The sequence below is a fragment of the Halorussus ruber genome, from assembly GCF_004765785.1.
Taxonomy (GTDB): Archaea; Halobacteriota; Halobacteria; order Halobacteriales; family Haladaptataceae; genus Halorussus; species Halorussus ruber.
In genome coordinates this window covers 32,041-47,987 of sequence record NZ_SBIT01000010.1, presented here as the reverse complement: position 1 = coordinate 47,987, position 15,947 = coordinate 32,041, and the positions used below count along the sequence as shown (strand labels likewise).

The 15,947-nt window shown below is 69.1% G+C and carries 18 protein-coding genes; 6 read left to right on the top strand and 12 right to left on the bottom strand.

The window, feature by feature from the left end; all coding sequences use genetic code 11:
• Positions 1-4 precede the first annotated feature (4 nt).
• Together EPL01_RS16465 and EPL01_RS16460 are read left to right on the top strand one after the other, a co-directional pair.
• Positions 5-388 (top strand): DUF7522 family protein, encoded by a 384-nt coding sequence (locus tag EPL01_RS16465; RefSeq protein WP_135826380.1) that lies wholly within the window; start codon positions 5-7, stop codon positions 386-388.
• Positions 389-490: 102 nt separating this feature from the next.
• Positions 491-865, top strand: coding sequence for a winged helix-turn-helix transcriptional regulator (locus tag EPL01_RS16460; RefSeq protein ID WP_135826379.1), 375 nt, complete (start codon positions 491-493; stop codon positions 863-865).
• On the opposite strand, the gene EPL01_RS16455 is transcribed toward EPL01_RS16460, so the two are convergent.
• The 3 genes from EPL01_RS16455 to EPL01_RS16445 all read right to left on the bottom strand — a co-directional run bounded on the left by EPL01_RS16455 (position 855) and on the right by EPL01_RS16445 (position 4,518).
• On the bottom strand, positions 855-1,628 hold the full coding sequence (locus tag EPL01_RS16455) for an NAD(P)H-hydrate epimerase (protein ID WP_246045725.1): 774 nt from the start codon (positions 1,626-1,628) through the stop codon (positions 855-857). The two genes, EPL01_RS16460 and EPL01_RS16455, sit on opposite strands and share 11 nt — an antisense overlap.
• Positions 1,615-3,306, bottom strand: coding sequence for an NAD+ synthase (locus EPL01_RS16450; protein ID WP_135826378.1), 1,692 nt, complete (start codon positions 3,304-3,306; stop codon positions 1,615-1,617). Before EPL01_RS16450 ends, EPL01_RS16455 begins: the two co-directional genes overlap by 14 nt.
• A gap of 264 nt (positions 3,307-3,570) precedes the next feature.
• Complete coding sequence (locus tag EPL01_RS16445; protein ID WP_135826377.1) at positions 3,571-4,518, bottom strand: sulfite exporter TauE/SafE family protein; 948 nt, start codon at positions 4,516-4,518, stop codon at positions 3,571-3,573.
• A gap of 306 nt (positions 4,519-4,824) precedes the next feature.
• Between EPL01_RS16445 and EPL01_RS16440 the strand changes: the two genes are divergently transcribed.
• Positions 4,825-5,418, top strand: coding sequence for a DUF6735 family protein (locus EPL01_RS16440; RefSeq protein ID WP_135826376.1), 594 nt, complete (start codon positions 4,825-4,827; stop codon positions 5,416-5,418).
• A 282-nt stretch (positions 5,419-5,700) separates the two neighbouring features.
• A complete protein-coding gene (gene nucS / locus EPL01_RS16435; RefSeq protein ID WP_135826375.1) occupies positions 5,701-6,489 on the top strand; it encodes an endonuclease NucS in 789 nt (262 codons plus the stop codon).
• Positions 6,490-6,528: 39 nt separating this feature from the next.
• On the opposite strand, the gene EPL01_RS16430 is transcribed toward nucS, so the two are convergent.
• The 9 genes from EPL01_RS16430 to EPL01_RS16390 are packed head-to-tail and all read right to left on the bottom strand — an operon-like array spanning position 6,529 to position 13,841.
• Positions 6,529-8,232 carry a proton-conducting transporter transmembrane domain-containing protein gene (locus EPL01_RS16430; protein ID WP_135826374.1) on the bottom strand — a complete coding sequence of 568 codons (1,704 nt, stop codon included), beginning with the start codon at positions 8,230-8,232 and terminating at the stop codon, positions 6,529-6,531.
• A complete protein-coding gene (locus tag EPL01_RS16425; RefSeq protein ID WP_135826373.1) occupies positions 8,229-9,731 on the bottom strand; it encodes a proton-conducting transporter transmembrane domain-containing protein in 1,503 nt (500 codons plus the stop codon). Before EPL01_RS16425 ends, EPL01_RS16430 begins: the two co-directional genes overlap by 4 nt.
• Positions 9,728-11,281 (bottom strand): proton-conducting transporter transmembrane domain-containing protein, encoded by a 1,554-nt coding sequence (locus EPL01_RS16420; RefSeq protein ID WP_135826372.1) that lies wholly within the window; start codon positions 11,279-11,281, stop codon positions 9,728-9,730. The genes EPL01_RS16425 and EPL01_RS16420 overlap by 4 nt, the downstream gene beginning before the upstream one ends.
• Entirely contained in the window at positions 11,278-11,655 is a 378-nt protein-coding gene (locus EPL01_RS16415) for a cation:proton antiporter subunit C (RefSeq protein ID WP_135826371.1), read from the bottom strand. Before EPL01_RS16415 ends, EPL01_RS16420 begins: the two co-directional genes overlap by 4 nt.
• Positions 11,648-12,088 carry an MnhB domain-containing protein gene (locus EPL01_RS16410; protein ID WP_135826370.1) on the bottom strand — a complete coding sequence of 147 codons (441 nt, stop codon included), beginning with the start codon at positions 12,086-12,088 and terminating at the stop codon, positions 11,648-11,650. Before EPL01_RS16410 ends, EPL01_RS16415 begins: the two co-directional genes overlap by 8 nt.
• Positions 12,085-12,615, bottom strand: coding sequence for a DUF4040 domain-containing protein (locus tag EPL01_RS16405; protein ID WP_246045724.1), 531 nt, complete (start codon positions 12,613-12,615; stop codon positions 12,085-12,087). Before EPL01_RS16405 ends, EPL01_RS16410 begins: the two co-directional genes overlap by 4 nt.
• Positions 12,608-12,946 carry a monovalent cation/H(+) antiporter subunit G gene (mnhG, locus tag EPL01_RS16400; protein ID WP_135826369.1) on the bottom strand — a complete coding sequence of 113 codons (339 nt, stop codon included), beginning with the start codon at positions 12,944-12,946 and terminating at the stop codon, positions 12,608-12,610. Before mnhG ends, EPL01_RS16405 begins: the two co-directional genes overlap by 8 nt.
• Positions 12,943-13,275, bottom strand: coding sequence for a monovalent cation/H+ antiporter complex subunit F (locus EPL01_RS16395; RefSeq protein WP_135826368.1), 333 nt, complete (start codon positions 13,273-13,275; stop codon positions 12,943-12,945). Before EPL01_RS16395 ends, mnhG begins: the two co-directional genes overlap by 4 nt.
• Positions 13,272-13,841, bottom strand: a complete 570-nt coding sequence (locus EPL01_RS16390) for a Na+/H+ antiporter subunit E (RefSeq protein WP_135826367.1) — start codon at positions 13,839-13,841, stop codon at positions 13,272-13,274. The genes EPL01_RS16395 and EPL01_RS16390 overlap by 4 nt, the downstream gene beginning before the upstream one ends.
• Before the next feature lie 601 nt (positions 13,842-14,442).
• On the opposite strand from EPL01_RS16390, the gene EPL01_RS16385 reads away from it, so the two are divergent.
• Positions 14,443-15,480 (top strand): AIR synthase family protein, encoded by a 1,038-nt coding sequence (locus EPL01_RS16385; RefSeq protein WP_135826366.1) that lies wholly within the window; start codon positions 14,443-14,445, stop codon positions 15,478-15,480.
• 51 nt (positions 15,481-15,531) lie between these two features.
• Entirely contained in the window at positions 15,532-15,897 is a 366-nt protein-coding gene (locus tag EPL01_RS16380; RefSeq protein WP_135826365.1) for a DUF5518 domain-containing protein, read from the top strand.
• The last annotated feature ends 50 nt before the right edge of the window (positions 15,898-15,947 follow it).

Here is a 15,947-nt window from a genome sequence, read left to right as displayed (position 1 = left end):
CTCCATGCCGAAACCCCGGTACGACGAACTCACGGCCGACCTCGAGGCGAAGTTCGGCGACCGACTCCGGTGGGTCGCCTCGTTCGACAGCGACGACTACTCCTACGACGTGCGCTACATCCGCTCGGACCTCAAGTCCGAACTCTCGGGCCTCGAACTCGACACCATCATCCACCGGTCGCTGGCGGTGTTCAACCGCGAACACGTCGAGGACGTCTACTTCCACCTCGGCGAGGCGAAGGCCCTCCTGCTCCGCCACGAGGGCGCGACCGCGCTCCACCTCTACCTCTCTCGGAACCGCGGGGTCGTGGTCAAACTCGAACCCGACGCGAGCTTTCAGTACCCCGACTTTCTGGACGAGTGCGTCGAGACGCTCCGGGGCGACTAACCCCGGAATCGCCCCTCAAAATCCACTCGCGGCGGTCGGTTACTCCCGGTAACTAGATGGGTAGCGGTAACTCTTTAGGCGGTCGCCAGAGTAGCCCGCAACGTGAGTGAACACGACGACCGACTGCCAGTCTGGTGCGCTGGCAAAGAGTGGTGTCCCATCACCGCGACAGCGACCCTCATCGGCAAGAAGTGGCACCCGGTGGTCATCCACCGACTGCTCGACGGCGGTCCGATGGGCTTCAACGAACTCAAAGAGGACGTCGGCGGCATCTCCAGCAAGGTCCTCTCGGATAGCCTCGACGACCTCGAAGAGAAACAGCTCGTGAACCGCGAAATCGTGAGCGAGAAGCCGGTCCGCGTGAACTACTCGCTGACGGATCAGGGCGAGTCGCTGGAACCGCTCATCTACGAGATGCGCGACTGGGGGATGGACCACCTCGTGGCCGCCGAGGACGAGGAGGACGCTATCGCGTGAGTTCGACCGAGTAGCCGTCGAGCAATCCGGGTTCTTCGAACGGCGAGTCGTACTCGACGCCGACGCGCTCGTAGACCGTTTTCGGAATCCCGATGTCGGCCAGATAGCGGTCGCCGGGAACCGCGTCGAGGCCGGTCTTCGGGAGCGCCAGCGTCAGGGTTCGGTCGGGCGCAATCGCCGCGTCGGGTGTTTCGCCCGGCACCTCGCCGGTCGTCGCGTCGTAGCCCGAAGGTACGTCGAGGGACAGCACCGGCGCGTCGGCATCGTTTGCGACGTTAAATAGGTTCTTTGCGCGCTCGCGTGAAGGGCCACGCAGACTGTAGCCGATGACGGCGTCTACGATTACTGCTGGCTCGCCGACGGAATCCGGCTCGCCGGTGGAAATCGCGTCGGCGGCGACAGTCTCGACCTCCATCTCTCGGAGGGTTCCGAACTGGGTCGCGGCCGCGCCGGAGAGTGACTCCGGGTCACGGTCCAGCGAGACGGCGACCGGGACGCCGCGATTGACGAGGTGCCGGGCCGCGCAGAGGCCGCCACCGCCGTTACCGCCGCCTCCGGCGAGGACTGCGACTGGGGCGTCTGGGCGATGGTACTCGCGGAGTTCGCGGGCGTGGGCCGCGAGGGTTCTTCCGGCGTTCTCCATCATCTGGAGGAGTCCGAGGCCGACCTCCTCGACTGCCACGCGGTCGATGTCCCGCATCTCGTCGGCCGTGACCGCCGGGACGGTGACTCCGGTGGCGGTCTGGAAGCTATCGCGGGACACGACTCGTCACCGCCGCGTAGGACGCCGCGAGGGGGTAGCGCCACCCGACGCCGAAGGCCTTCCGAGTGAGTTTCAGGACGGGCGCGGCCTGCCAGCGCTTGTACTCCGACCCGTGGAGCATCGCTAGAATTTCGCGGACCACTTCGGGGTCGTGGCCCGCGGCGACGATTTCTTCCGGGGTCGCGCCCTCGCCGACGTATCGCCGGAGAACGTCGTCCAGCACGTCGTAGGGCGGGAGGGTGTCCTGGTCGGTCTGGTCGGGCGCGAGTTCGGCAGAGGGCGGACGTTCGAGGACGCGCCGAGGGATGGGTGGGGAATCCCAATCGTCGTTCACTCGGCGGGCGAGGTCGTAGACGTCGCCCTTCGGGCAGTCAGCCAGCGGCGCGATTGCGCCGCACATGTCGCCGTAGAGGGTGCAGTAGCCGGTTGCGAGTTCGCTCTTGTTTCCGGTCGCCAGCACGAGGCCGCCGAGTTCGTTCGAGAGCGCCATCAGGGTCGTGCCCCGAATCCGGGCCTGCAAGTTCTCCTCGGTGACTGACGGGGGTCGGTCGCCCAGAACGCCGTCGAGTTGGTCGAGAAAGGCCGAGGAGGTCTCCTCGATGGGGAACTCCGCGAACTCGATGCCGAGGGCGTCTGCGAGTTCGGCGGCGTCGGACTCGCTGGCGTCGCTGGTGTATCTGGTCGCCATCGAGACGCCCAGCACGTTCTCCGGGCCGAGCGCCTCGGCGGCGAGCGCGGCCGCGACCGACGAGTCCACGCCGCCCGAGAGGCCCAAAACGACGCCCTCGAAGCCGGTCTTGCGGACGTAATCGCGGAGACCGAGCCGGATGGCGCGCCGGAGTTGCTCGGTGCGGTCGGGGGCTACCGGGGCGAGTGACTGGGGTTCTGTTGCTTCACCGACTCGGAGCTCACAGACCGCAAAGTCCGCCTCGAACTCGGCGAGTCGGCAGACCTCCCGGCCGTCCGGCCCGACGACGAACGAGCGCCCGTCGAAGACAATCTCGTCGTTCGCGCCGACCTGATTGGCGAAGACCAGCGGGAGGCCGTGGTCGGTCGCGTGACTCGCCATCAGGTCGGTGCGCTCGTCGCCCTTTCCGGCGTAGAAGGGACTCGCCGAGAGGTTGACCAGCAGGTCCGCGCCAGCGTCGGCGAGGTCCTCGACCGGGTCTGCGTCGTAGCGCGGGCGCTCCCAGACGTCGGGTTCGTTCCACGCGTCCTCGCAGACGTGGACGCCGAGGCTGGTACCGCGGAAGTCGTGGACGAGGGTCCGGTCGCTTCGCTCGAAGTATCGGTCCTCCTCGAACACGTCGTAGGTCGGCAGGAGTCGCTTGCGGGTCGTTCCCGCGACCTCGCCCTCGTGGCAGAACGCCGCGGCGTTGTAGAGCGGTCGTCCGGTCTCGGCGGGATTGCGCTCGGCGAACCCGACCAGCAACCCGAACTCGTCGTCTGTCAGGCTTGCGAGGCGGTCGAGGGCTTCGTACTGAGCGTCGAGGACGCTCTCGCGCTCGACGAGGTCCCGCGGCGGGTAACCCAGCAGGGCGAGTTCCGAGCAGACCAGCAGGTCGGCGTCGGCCTCCTTGGCGCGACCGACCGCGCGCTCGATTCGCTCGGCGTTGCCCGCCACGTCGCCGACGAGGTGGTTCTGCTGTGCGAGCGCGATTCGTAGTGTCTCGGGCATGGCTCCTCTGAACATCGGGAGTACGGGAGCGACGAGAATAGAGTTACCGGGGCGAACGAGGGCCGACTTTCGGCACGCGATGGCTGACCGACCGCCCCGCGTGAGCTATTCCCACCAAACCACTGTGGGCGGGATGAAGGGGCCGCCCGGTCGCGGTCACACTCGCTTCGCTCGCGTGACCGCGACCGGACGGGGGCTTCAAGAAGCGTTCTCTACCACGATTCCTGCGGTGGTCCCGATTCCTGTTGGATTATACGACTCGACTCAGGACAGAATCACCGCGAAAACGTCCCGAACCGACTCAAGCACCACCGGACCGGTCTTGTAGAAGATGTTGAGCGAGATGACGAACAACAGCCCCACGACAAGCCAGTTGAATCGGTCCTCGTCCACGCCGGTGCGCCGGAGATACGTCCCCACCAGCAGACCGACGGCGGTCACGACCGCGAGGGCGCAGCCGAGCCAGAGCCGGTAAGTGGTTAGCAGGTCGGTGAACAGCGCCATCTGGACGATGCGGGCGGTGAAGACGAAGGTGAACACCATCGAGAGGCCGCCGACGTACTTGTCGGTGTCGCGCTCGAAGGTGTGCAGATAGGCGGGCAGGAGCGGGCCGAGGTTGGCCGCCGCCAGCAGGAACCCCTCGAGCAGGCCGACGCCGCCGAGCGCGAGGGGGTTGTGGGCCTTCTCGACCGTGACGAAGCTCTTGACGACCTCGAAGACGACGTACCCCAGAATCAGCAGGCCGATGAGGAAGGGCACGACCGGGTGCGTGCTGAAGGTGTCGAGGAAGAACACCCCGAGAATCGACCCGACCAGCGCCAGCAGGAGGAGCGACCAGCGCTCGCGGACGTAGGCCGCGCCGGTGTCGGTCTCGCCCACCTGAAAGACGTTTATCATCCACGGCGGAATCGCCAGCACGACCACCGCCATCGTGGGGTCGATGACGGTGGCGAAGATGGGCGTCGTGACGAGCGCGTAGCCGAACCCGATGGTGCCCTTGATTGCTCCCGCCGCGACGGGGAGCAGGACGAACAGCGCCAACTGCCACGTCGTCAAGTTGCCGTCGATACCCTTCGAGACGTTCTCGACGCCCGGAAACAGCGCGAGTGCGCCGAAGACGACGGCGGCCGTCGCCCCGGTCATCAACACCTCGCGGTACTCGAAGTCGGTCAGATTGCCGAGGAACTCCTCGGTCGTCGTGGTCGTAGACATCCTCAGTCGCTCGGGGCTACGCACTTGCCCCAAAAAGCCGAGTCGCCGCCGGAAGTCCTCACCGAGACTCCGCACGCCGAGAGGCGGAGTATTCCGCTTCCGGGGCGGAGATGGGCGTTCAGACGGCGAAATCGACGCCGAGCGCGCGTCGGAGATAGTGGCAATTTAGTCCGGATTCTCCGAACGCTCCGAGTTGTAACCAACCACCTATTCCTTTACCACATAATTTATTGTGCTCATTAAGCATTTAGTTGTCTTTGGCTTCGTGCGAGGGTTTAAATCACAGCGGGCGGCCAACTCGCCCCGATGGGACACCGCGCACTACTGGCCTACCGCCGCGACGACGCCGAGGACTCCGCCGTCGAGGAAAGTAGTTCGACGAAAGGCTCTGTCGATGAACCCACTCCCGCCGCTGACTCCACCGCAGACGCCCGCTACGACCTCCACCGCTCCCACTGGGGCGGTGCCGACTTCGCGCTCCTCGACCGCCTCTCGGCCGACGCGCCCTTCGCCGCAGAGTCGGCCTTCGCGGTGGACCCCGAACCGATAGCGACCGACTGCTCGCTGGCCGACATCGTCCGGAACTACCTCGATTTCCTCCACCACGAGGCGTTCTACCGCGTCGGCCCGGACTACGCGACCACCGCCTTCCACGTCTGCTGGTTCGGCCTCGAAATCGACAGCGAGGAGGTCGCCGAGAGCGAGACCGTCGGTCACGGCGCGCTGGTCGAGGCCGACCCGGCGGAGGCCGACTACTTCCGGGGGTGGTTCCGCGGGACCAAGGCGGTCGTCGGCGACGCGGTGGACCGGGGGTGCTTCGCTCCGGGGGAAGCGACCGACTACCTCGCCGAGCGAATGGCGCTGTGGGACGACGACCGCGAGGTGCTACTGCCGGAATGAGATGGGCGCATTCGCCCGAACTGGCACCTCCTCGGGGGTCCAGCTAGTGCATCCACCGACTGTTTCGGCTGGTGACACAATCCACGTCCTTGGCGGACTGAAAGGGCGAGGGCAGTTCCGGGAACCCCGGCGAAGCAAGCACCGCAGGCCGAAGGCCGAGGAGCACAGCGAGTCGCGGGACCGGAACTGTCCGAGGGCTTTCGAAGTCACAGTCGTCCCATCTACGGATACCTCCTCCCCGACGCGCGCCGCTTTAGTGCGCTCGCCGCCTACGCCGGGGTAGTGACAACCGCAGACGGCGACCCCGCGGACCGCGACACCACCGACGGCGACGCCCCCGACGACAGTCCAGCGGAGAGCGACGCCCTCGTCCGACCGGACGCCGAGGAGGCCCGGTCACGAGTCGCGGCCGCAATCGACCGCGCCGAGATGATTACCGTCTTCGGCCGGTGTACCGTCGAGTACGAGGGCCGGGCCGCCAGCACGCTCGGCCCCGGCGACCGACTCGTCGTCCTCAAACCCGACGGGACCGCGCTGGTCCACACCGACGAGGGCCAGAAGCCGGTCAACTGGCAACCGCCGGGGTGCGCCCACGAGGTCAGCGTCGAGGAGGGCGAGTTCCGGATTCGGAGCGTGCGCTCCTCGCCCGCCGAGGAGCTACTGGTCTCGTTCGAGCGCGTCGAGCAAATCGCCACCTTCGACGTGACCGACCGGCGCGAACTCGCGCTTCAGGGGTCCGAGGAGGACCTCCGCCAGCGCCTCCTCGACGACCCGGACCTCGTGGAACCGGGGTTCCGACCGCTCGCCATCGAGCGCGAGACGCCCGCCGGAGCGGTGGACATCTACGGCGAGGACCGCGACGGTCGGACCGTCGTGGTCGAACTCAAGCGCAAGCGAGTGGGTCCGGACGCCGTGGGCCAACTCGCGCGCTACGTCGAGGCGCTGGAGAAGGACCTGCACGCCGACGCCGAGATTCGCGGAATTCTGGTCTCGCCGTCGGTGACCGAGCGCGCCCGGACGTTGCTGGGCGAGAAGGGGCTGGAGTTCGTCTCCCTCGGACCCCCGGAGTGAGTCTGCGGTTCAGGACCGAGTACGCCGAGTGCGGCCGCATCATCCCCCGAGGAGAACGACCAGCACGGCCGCGAGCGTCAGCACGACCAGCAGGACGCCGACGCCGATGGGGTCGAGGCGGCCCTCCGGAAAGGCGGCGGTCTGCCAGCGTTCGCCCGCCGCGCCCGCCGCGGAAGCCAGCGAGTTCAGCCGATTTGCGACCCGCGTCGTCGCCTCGGCCGCGGCGTCGAGCGCCGCCCGGCCCGCGGGGTGATAGACCGAGTCGAGGTCGGCGACCGACGAAATCTTCGAGAGCGGGCGCTTCACCAGAGCGAAGACCGCGAGACCGGCGACGAGGACCGCGCCAGCCTTCGTGAACTGCGAGAGCGCGAAGACCTTCGCGTTCTCGGTGCCGGGCGGGAGGACCGCGAAGAGGAGATTCGGGAAGACGCCGAGGAGGATGCAGGCCAGCGCGACCGCGACCAGCGGGGCGGCCTCGACCGGGGAGAGGCGGGAAACCTGCCTGTCAGATTCGCCGTCTCGGTGGCGCTCGCCGAGGAAGGCGTAGTAGCCGAACTTGGCGAACGAGACCACCGTGCCGACACCGCCGACGACCAGCGCCCACCAGAGCAAGTCGAGGCCCGCGGCGTCGGCGCTGTCGATGACCATGCCCTTGCTCACGAACCCGTTGAAGCCCGGCACGCCAGCGATGGCGAGGGCGGCGACCGCGTAGGTGGCGAACAGGACCGGCGTTTCGCGGGCCAGACCGCCCATTTTCTTCAGGTTCTCCGAACCAGTTCGGAGCAGGAGCAGGCCGCCGACCATGAACAGCAGGCTCTTGTAAAGGACGTTGTTGAGCAGGTGGGCCATCCCGCCCGCTCGGCCGAGTGCCGACCCGACGCCGACCCCCGCGACCATGTAGCCGACCTGCGAGACGATGTGGTAGGTGAGCAGACGACGGACCTCGGTCTGGAGGACCGCGAAGGTGACGCCAACCAGCACCATCGCGCCGCCCATCGCCGCGATGGCGACGTGGCCGCCGGGGAAGGCTCTGGCGAGCGCGTAGACCCCGACCTTGGTGGTGCATCCGCAGAGGACCACCGTCGCGGCGACGTGGGGTCGCGGATAGGAGTCCACCAGCCACGGGTGGAGGCCCAGAAAGCCGACGTTCAGGCCGATGCCGACCGCCGCGAGGAGGGCCGGGAGACCGGGCGAGAATCCTGCCCCGCCAGCGCCGAAGACGAAGCTCCCGACCCGGAGGTAGTGGAGCAGGACCCCCGCGATGAGGAAGACGCCGCCGATTTCGTGGTAAATCGCGTAGCGGAACCCCGCCCGGAGGCTGTCCTCGCCGTGGTCCCAGACCAGCAGGGTCGCGCCGACCGCCATCAGCTCCCAGAAGACGACGAGCGTGAGCCAGTCGCCCGCGAAGACCGCGCCGAGGCAGACCCCGGTGTAGGCCAGCGCGTAGGCGGTCGTAGTCCGTCCGGCGTCAGTAGCGGAGGCGTAGACGACGTTGGCGGCCGCGATGAATCCGAGAATGACGCCCACGGTGCGCGAGAGAGGACTGACCGCGACCAGCACCGCGTCGAAGCCGAACAGGGTTGCCGGGAGGTGCTGGCCCGCCGGAACTGCGAGCGACCAGCCGAAGACGAGGAGGCCCGCCGCGACGCCGACCGAGTGACCCAGTCCGCGCGACGAGAGACGCGCGACCGGGGCGGCCGCCAGCGGGAAGAGCGCCGGGGAGAGCGCCCAGAGCCAGTTCACGGGCCGAACACCTCGGCGACGACCTCCTCGGCGAGTTCGAAGAAGGGCGTGGCGGTCGGGACGACCCCGAGCAGGACCGCGACTCCGGCGGTGAACAGAATCGGGCCGAGAATCGTCGGGGCGGCCTCCGAGACGAGGCCCTCGGGGCGAGTCCACTCGCGGTCGGACTGCTCGCGCTCGAACACCGCGGTCGAGACGATGGGCCAGAAAAAGAGCAGTTTCACGAACGCGGCCAGCCAGAACGCGGCGGCGAGCGGGGGAATCGGCCCGGCGAGCGTCCCCAGCACGAGGTACCACTCGCTGACGAAGCCGCCGACGAGGGGGACGCCGACCAGTCCGGCCGCGGCGATGCTGAAGGCGGCGAGGGTGGCCGGGAGTCTGCGGGCGATACCGGCCATCTGGGAGACGTACTCGCGTTCGGTCTCGACGTAGATGGTCCCGGCGCAGAAGAACGCGGTAATCTTCATGAAGGCGTGAGTCACGAGGTGGAAGAGCGCGCCGAGGACGGCGGTCGGCGTCAGGACGGTGAGACCGAGGACCATAAACGAGAGCTGGCTGGTCGTCGAGTAGGCCAGCACGCGCTTGAGTTTGTCCTGCCGGAGCGCCAGAAAGCCAGCCAGAATCATCGTCGCGGCGGCGAGGCCCGCGAGGGGCCACCGGAGCGCCGAGTCCCGTACCGCCTCCGGGCCGAAGACGAACAGAATCACGCGAGCGATGCCGAAGACGCCGCTCTTGACGACGGCGACGGCGTGGAGCAGGGCGGACACCGGGGTCGGCGCAACCATCGCGTCCGGAAGCCAGCCGTGGACGGGCATGACTGCGGCCTTGACGCCGAACCCGGCCGCGAGGAGGCCGAACGCCGCCTCGGCGAGGAGCGGGTCGGCGGTCCCGAGCGCGGCGAGGCCGCCGGGCGTGAAGGTGACGCTTCCGGCGAGGGCGTAGACCAGCACGGTGCCGCCGAGGACCGCGACGCCCCCGCCGAAGGCGTAGCGGGCGTACTTGCGGCCCGAGCGGCGGGCCTCCTCGGTCCCGGCGTGGGCGACGAGGGGGTAGGTGGCGACCGTCAGGAGTTCGTAGGCCACGAACAGGGTCAGCAGGTTGGCCGCGAGCGCGACCCCCATCGCCGACGCGATGCTCGCGGCGAACGCGGCGAAGAAGCGCGACTGGTCGTGTTCGTCGAGTTTGCGCATGTAGCCGACGCTGTAGACGCTGGCGACGACCCAGAGGACCGCCGCAATCGAGGCGAACAGCGCGCCGAGCGCGTCGGCCCGGACGGCCAGCGGGATTCCGGTGGCGAAGGTGCCCGCAACGGTCGTCGGGACCCGGCCCGCCAGCGCGTCGGCCGCGAGGGTTCCGACCACGACCAACTCGGCGATTGCCGCGAGCATGGTCCACGATTCCCTGACGTTGGGCCGCCCGCCGAAGACGAGGACGGCGACCGCGGCGAGAGCGGGGATGAGGACGGCGAGCGCCGGGCGGAGAGACGTTACCTCCGTCATGCCAGTAACCCAGAAATCGCCGGTTCGAGGAACTGTGCGAGGGCTGACGCCGACAGGCCGAGCGCGACGGTTGCGAGCGCGGCGACGACCGGGAGGGCGTCGAGGGCGCGGACTGAATTGGCTGCACCGACTGTGCCGGATGGGCCACCGGACGAGTCGCCGGACGCGCCGACCGAACCGGTCGGCGCGTCCGAGCTTTCAGCGCGGTCGGAATCGGGCGGCGGCGCGAAGTACATCCGGGCCAGAATCCGCCCGAAGTAGGCCAGCGAGAGGAGCGAACTGACGAGGACGGCCGCGACGAGAAGCCACGACCCCGCGTCGGCGGCCGCGACGAGGACGTACCACTTGCCCGCGAACCCGACCGTCGGCGGGACGCCAATCATCCCCAGCGAGAGGAGCGCGAACGCCGCGCTGGGGACCGGGGCGCGGTTGCCGATTCCGGCGTACTCCTCGACGGTCTTGGCGTCGGCGGCGAGCGCGAGGAGTCCGGCGGCGAAGAACAGGCCCGCCTTGGTGACGGCGTGGCCGAGCAGGTGGACCGACGCGCCGGTCAGGCCGACCCGACTTCCGAGGCCGACGCCGACGACGACGATGCCCAACTGGGAGACCGTCGAGTAGGCCAGCACGCGCTTGATCTTCGACTCGCGGAGCGCGAGCGCGCCGCCGACCAGCAGGCTGGCCGCGCCCAGCGCAGAAATCAGCGGGCCGACCGCGGAGTTGGCAGAGAGGAACTCGACGCCGAACGCGCCGTAGAGGACCTTCACGAAGGCGTAGACGCCCGCCGTCGTCACCAGCGCCGAGAGGACGACGCTGGCCGGGACCGACGCTCTCGCGTGAGCGTCGGGGAGCCACGTGTGGACCGGCACGAGCGGAATCTTGACCGCGAGTCCGACGAACGCGAGCGCGAACGCCGTCAGGACGAGCGGCGACGAGAGGCCGACTTGAGAAACGAATTCGTTGCTTTTCGATATATTCAGTTGTCCTAAAGAAATGTAAAGGTAGGCAACGCCGAGGAGATAGAGGCTCGCGCCGACCGTCCCGACGACGAGGTACCGGAGCGCGGCGCGGGCCGACCCCCGCTCGCCGAGCGCGACCAGCGCGTAGGCCGCCAGCCCGGTGATTTCGAGGACGACGTAGAGGTTGAACAGGTCGGCGGTCAGCGCGACACCGGAGAGGCCAGCCGTGAGCAAAAGCAGGAGGGCGTCGGGGCGAGCGCCCGTCTTCCCGCCGACTGCGGTCGCGTTGGCGTACCAGACCGCGGCCAGCGCCACGACCGCGAACAGCGCGACCGCGAGCGCCGCCAGCGGGTCGGCGCGCAACTCGACGCCGACCGCCGGGCGGAACCCGCCGAGGACGGTGCGAACCGTCCCCGCTCCGGAGTCGCCGACTCGGACCGCGAGCGCGACCGCGAGGAGGGTCTGGACCGCGAGCGTCCCGCCGGAAATCCAGCCCGCGAGGCGATTCCCGGCGGAGCGATTTCCGGCCAACACCGCGAGCGCCGCGCCGACGACCGGGAGCGCGACCAGCGCGGGGAGCAGGAGCGCACTCATACGCTCTCGCCCCCCTCACCCATCGTCTCCTCGCCGACTCCCTCCTCGGCCATCGTCTCCTCGCGCCGGACTCGAATCACGAGCGCCAGCGCCAGCGCGGTCAGGCTCACCCCGACCACGATGGCCGTCAGCACGAGGACGTGAGGGAGGGGGTTGACCGAGGGCGCATCCGCAGTTGCCGGACGAGCCAGCGGCGCGCGCCCGCCGGTCCGGTAGGCCGCCGCCACCAGAAACAGCAGGATGCCGGTCTGGAAGACGTTGATTCCCAGCACCTTCTTCAGCCTGCCCCGCTCGCCGACCAGCACGCCCAACCCAATCGCCACGAGCGCGACCGCCGCGAGGTAGGGCAGGCGGTCGAGATACGCCTCAAGCACGGAAATCACCCGCGAGAGCGAACCAGAGGCCGACCAGCGTGGCCGAGACCGTCCCCGCGATGGCGACCTCGGCGACTTCGGTGGCGTAGACCGCGGGCTTGGGAATCGGGTAGGCCGCGAGTTCGAGGACCGCGCCGCCGAACGCGACCGGGCCGACGCCGACCGCCGCGAACCCGAGGACTCCTCCGGCGGCGAGCGCGGGCGAGCGCGGAACTGCGAGCGCGGCGCGCACGCGGCCGGGACCGACCGCGAACGCCAGCAGGAGGACCGTCGCCGCGACGACGACCCCGCCCTGAAAGCCCCCGCCGACCGAGGAGGTCCCGTGGAAGGTGGTGAACAAGCCGAACGCCGCCGCGAAGGGCGCGACGACGCGGGAGGTCGTGGCGGCGACGATTCCGGCGGTCTGGGTATCAGGCGAGTCGGAATCGCTCACGCCGCCACCTCCCGCAGGACCGCCGCGGCCGCGACCCCCGCGGTGAACACCACCACGACCTCGCCGAAGGTGTCGAACCCGCGGTAGACGACCAGAATCGCGGTCACGACGTTGTCGATTCCGAGCGCGGGCGCGTCGGCGAGGTAGAAGGGCACGACTCGCCGGAAGGCCGGCGCGGTCGGGTCGCCGAACGCCGGGAGCGAGGGAACCGTGACGCCGAGGGCCAGCGCGGTCCCGCCAGCGGTCAGGGCAGTCGCGGGCCGGACCCGGAACCGGACTTTCGGGGCCGAGAAGGCCTCGGGGAACCGGCGCAGGACCGCCAGAAACAGCGCGGTCGAAATCCCTGCCCCGACTCCGGCCTCCGTCAGCGCCACGTCCGGCGCGCGCAGGACCGCCCAGAGCATCGCCAGCGAGAGGCCGTAGGCCCCGAAGGCGACCACCGCGGCCACCGCGTCGGCGAGGAGCGCGACGGCGACCGCGAGGAGTACGCAGAGCGCCAGCAGCGCGGCGACGAGGGGGTCAACCACCTCGCTCACCTCCCTCCGGTCGCCGAGTCGCTCCGTCTTCGGGACCGCTTCGCTCCTCTCGGTAGGCAGTCCTGACGACCGCGTGGGTCGCGGCGGGGGTCGTCACCAGCACGAAGACGAACAGCATGGCGACCTTCAGCGTGGCCGACTCGACGCCGAACGCGACCCCGACCGCCGCGAACGCCGAGAGCGCGCCGAGGGTGTCGGCCTTCGAGGCGGCGTGAGCCCGCGAGAACACGTCCGGCAGGCGGAGCAGGCCGACCGCCGCGAGGCCGGTGAAGAAGACGCTCCCGGCCGCGAGCAGGGCGACGAGCATCTCGCGGGGCGTCATCGCGGACCTCCCCCGGGAGTGGAGTGACCCGCGGCGCTCCGTTCGCCGAGGACCCGCGCGAGGCCGACGCTCAGCAGGAAGTTGAGCAGGCCGTAGACCAGCGCCACGTCGAGGAGACCGGGGTCGTCGAACGCCGCCGCCAGCAGCGCGAGGACGACGACCGCCGTGGTTCCGAGGGCGTTGATTGCGACCACGCGGTCCTGCAGGGTCGGCCCGACGACGACGCGGTAGCCGACCACCGCGGCCAGCGCGACCAGCAGGACGGCGGCGACGAGCAGGAGGTCGGTCGGAGCGGCGACGAGCGGGAAATCGGTCGGGGCCGTGGTCATGCTCGCTCCCCTTGCTCGTCGGATTCTCCGGGTTCCCGGTCCGCTTCGCGGCCGCCGAACACGAATCCCACGCCCCGCTCGATGGTCTCCTCGCGGAGCGATTCGCGGGAGGCCGCGGTGAGCGCGTGGACGTGGTAGGCCTCGTCGGTCACGTCGAGGACCACCGTGCCGGGCGTGAGCGTGACTGCGCTGGCGAAGGCGGTGCGTTCGAGGTCCGACTCGGCGGCCGACTCGACCCGGACGACCTCGGGGTCGATGGGGAGCCGCGGGTCGAGCAGGACGGCCGCGAGCGCGACGTTCGCCTTCAGAATCTCCCAGAGCAGAACCGGCAGGGCCGCCACCGCCCGGAGGAGTCGTCTCCCGGACCTGCCGAGTGCGGGCGGGTCCTCGAAGACGAGGCCCGAGAGCGCGACCGCGACGATTCCGGCGCTAATCGCGCCCGTCACCACGTCGAACGGGTCGGTGGCCCGACCGAGCGCGAGGTAGAACCCGTAGGCGACTGCGAACGTCGTGAGTACGCTGGCGATAGGTCTGTCCGCGACCGACGATGGCTCGCTCCCCCTCATTCCCGTGGTTTACGAACACGTCTACGGTCATTACGTTTTGGCCGGTAGGCGAGGTGGTTTGTGGGCAGGGTTATTTTTGTATTTGTTTTAGACGTGTTTTTATTTGTTTACCGACTGTATTTGTTTGCTTGGTTTAGGGCGAGACTGGGTGCGCGAACCGCGGAGTCGAGGCCGTGAACGCTTCTTGAAGCCCCCGCCCGATCTCTTTGCATCGCTACCGACTCGACAGTAACAGAGACTGTGTATGTCCCTTGAAGCCCCCGCCCGGTCGCTTCATCCCACCCACGGTGGATTAGTCAACCGGCAATCGCGCATCTGAAAATCGAACTGAGCGTGACCGGCGTGAAAAGCCACGGGACGCGCCTCGGGCGCGCAGTTCTGCGCGCCCGAGGCGGGGAGGTCCGGGGCGCGGTGCGGCGGCGATGCTGTGTGGTCGCGGTTACGGTGGCGGCGCTGTGCGGTGGCGGTCCCCGGTGCGGTAAACTCCTGTGTTCAAGCCTGAAGTTGGCGTCTCGCTGTCCTCTCTCTCGAAGTCAAAACCTCGTCCGTGCGGTCCCCGCGAACCACCACCGATTTGTCCGCACCGTCCCAATCCCCGCCAATGACCGACCTCGGCAAGGTTGACAGGGAGTTCTTCGACCAGCGAATCTACCCGCACCTCGGGGCCGACCGCGAGGACGTACTCCTCGGCCCCCAGCACGGCGTGGACTTCGGCGTCGTGGAGGTCGGCGGCGAGGCGGTCGTGCTGGCCAGCGACCCCATCTCGCTCGTCCCGGCGCTCGGGTTCGAGAAGGCGGCGTGGTTCGCGGTCCACGTCGCGCTCTCGGACGCCGCGGTCTCCGGCATCCCGCCCACCCACCTCGCGGTCACGTTCACCCTCCCGCCGGAGATGACCGACGAGGAGTTCGGCACGGTCTGGGAGACCTTCGACCGCGAGGCCACCGAGTTGGGCGTCAGCATCGTCACGGGTCACACCGCTCGCTACGGCGGGTGCCAGTACCCGTGGGTCGGCGGCGCGACCGCGCTGGCAGTCGGCGACCCCGATGACGTGGTGCGACCCGACGGCGCGAGTCCCGGCGACCGCGTCCTCGTGACGAAGGGTCCCGCGGTCGAGGTCGCGGGCTTTCTGGTGACGCTGTTCGAGGACGCCGTCGATTTGCCGGACTCGACCGTCGAGACCGCCAAGGAACGGTTCTGGGACATGAGTCCGGTCCGCGACGCGCTGACCGCCGCGGCCGCCGGTCCCGTCACCGCGATGCACGACGCGACCGAGGGCGGCCTACAGGGCGCGCTGGTCGAACTCGCCCGCGCTGGCGGCGTCCGACTCGACGTGGATTCGGCGGCGGTGCCCTTCCTCCCCGGCGTCAGGGAGTCCTGCGAGTTCTTCGGCATCGACCCGTGGGCCGCGACCAGCGAGGGGACGCTCTTGTTGACCGTGGACTCCTCGGGCGTCTCCGACGTGCTGTCTGCACTCGAATCCGAGGGCATCCCGGCCGCCGAAATCGGCGAGGTGAGCGCCGACGAGACGGGAGGAGACGCCGGAAGCGTCTTCCTCGACGGCGAGGAGGTCGAGCATCCCGAAGTAGACCCCTCGTGGGAGGTCTTCGAGGAGTACGCCGAGAAGGTCGGCTTGGAGTAGCGAGACGCCGACGAAGCCTTATCCGGCCGCGTGGCGTACAGATACCCGCAAATGACCAACTGGTACGCCGTCGCGGTGGGATTCGTCGTCATGACAGTCATCGGCGTGATAGGACTCGCCATCCCCGGCCTCGGCCAGCTCACGGCCGGTCTGGTCGGCGGGTTCGTCGCGGGCTACATGGCCGCGGGAGGAGTCGGACGCGGCGCGTGGCACGGCCTGCTGGCCGGGTCGCTCGGCGGCATCGTCGTCGCCATCCTCCTCGGCGTCGCGGTCAGCGCGCTCGGCGCGGTCGGCCTCGGCCCGCTCGGCCCCCTCCTCGGCGGGAGCATCTTCTTCGTCGGCGTCGTCCTCGCGCTGGTGATGGGCCTCGAAAGCGCGGTCGCCGGGGCAGTCGGCGCGTGGGTGGCCGAGGAGTAGCACCACCAGTCGGCTGACGGAACGACTTTTCCCGGTCGCGTCCGAACGAC

Coding starts and splice junctions, on each gene's coding strand:
- EPL01_RS16465 (WP_135826380.1), top strand. CDS start 5: ATGCCGAAACCCCGGTACGACGAACTCACGGCCGACCTCGAGGCGAAG.
- mnhG (WP_135826369.1), bottom strand. CDS start 12,946: ATGACGCCCCGCGAGATGCTCGTCGCCCTGCTCGCGGCCGGGAGCGTC.
- EPL01_RS16440 (WP_135826376.1), top strand. CDS start 4,825: ATGGGACACCGCGCACTACTGGCCTACCGCCGCGACGACGCCGAGGAC.
- EPL01_RS16420 (WP_135826372.1), bottom strand. CDS start 11,281: ATGAGTGCGCTCCTGCTCCCCGCGCTGGTCGCGCTCCCGGTCGTCGGC.
- EPL01_RS16450 (WP_135826378.1), bottom strand. CDS start 3,306: ATGCCCGAGACACTACGAATCGCGCTCGCACAGCAGAACCACCTCGTC.
- EPL01_RS16445 (WP_135826377.1), bottom strand. CDS start 4,518: ATGTCTACGACCACGACGACCGAGGAGTTCCTCGGCAATCTGACCGAC.
- EPL01_RS16425 (WP_135826373.1), bottom strand. CDS start 9,731: ATGACGGAGGTAACGTCTCTCCGCCCGGCGCTCGCCGTCCTCATCCCC.
- EPL01_RS16395 (WP_135826368.1), bottom strand. CDS start 13,275: ATGACCACGGCCCCGACCGATTTCCCGCTCGTCGCCGCTCCGACCGAC.
- EPL01_RS16390 (WP_135826367.1), bottom strand. CDS start 13,841: ATGAGGGGGAGCGAGCCATCGTCGGTCGCGGACAGACCTATCGCCAGC.
- EPL01_RS16385 (WP_135826366.1), top strand. CDS start 14,443: ATGACCGACCTCGGCAAGGTTGACAGGGAGTTCTTCGACCAGCGAATC.
- EPL01_RS16380 (WP_135826365.1), top strand. CDS start 15,532: ATGACCAACTGGTACGCCGTCGCGGTGGGATTCGTCGTCATGACAGTC.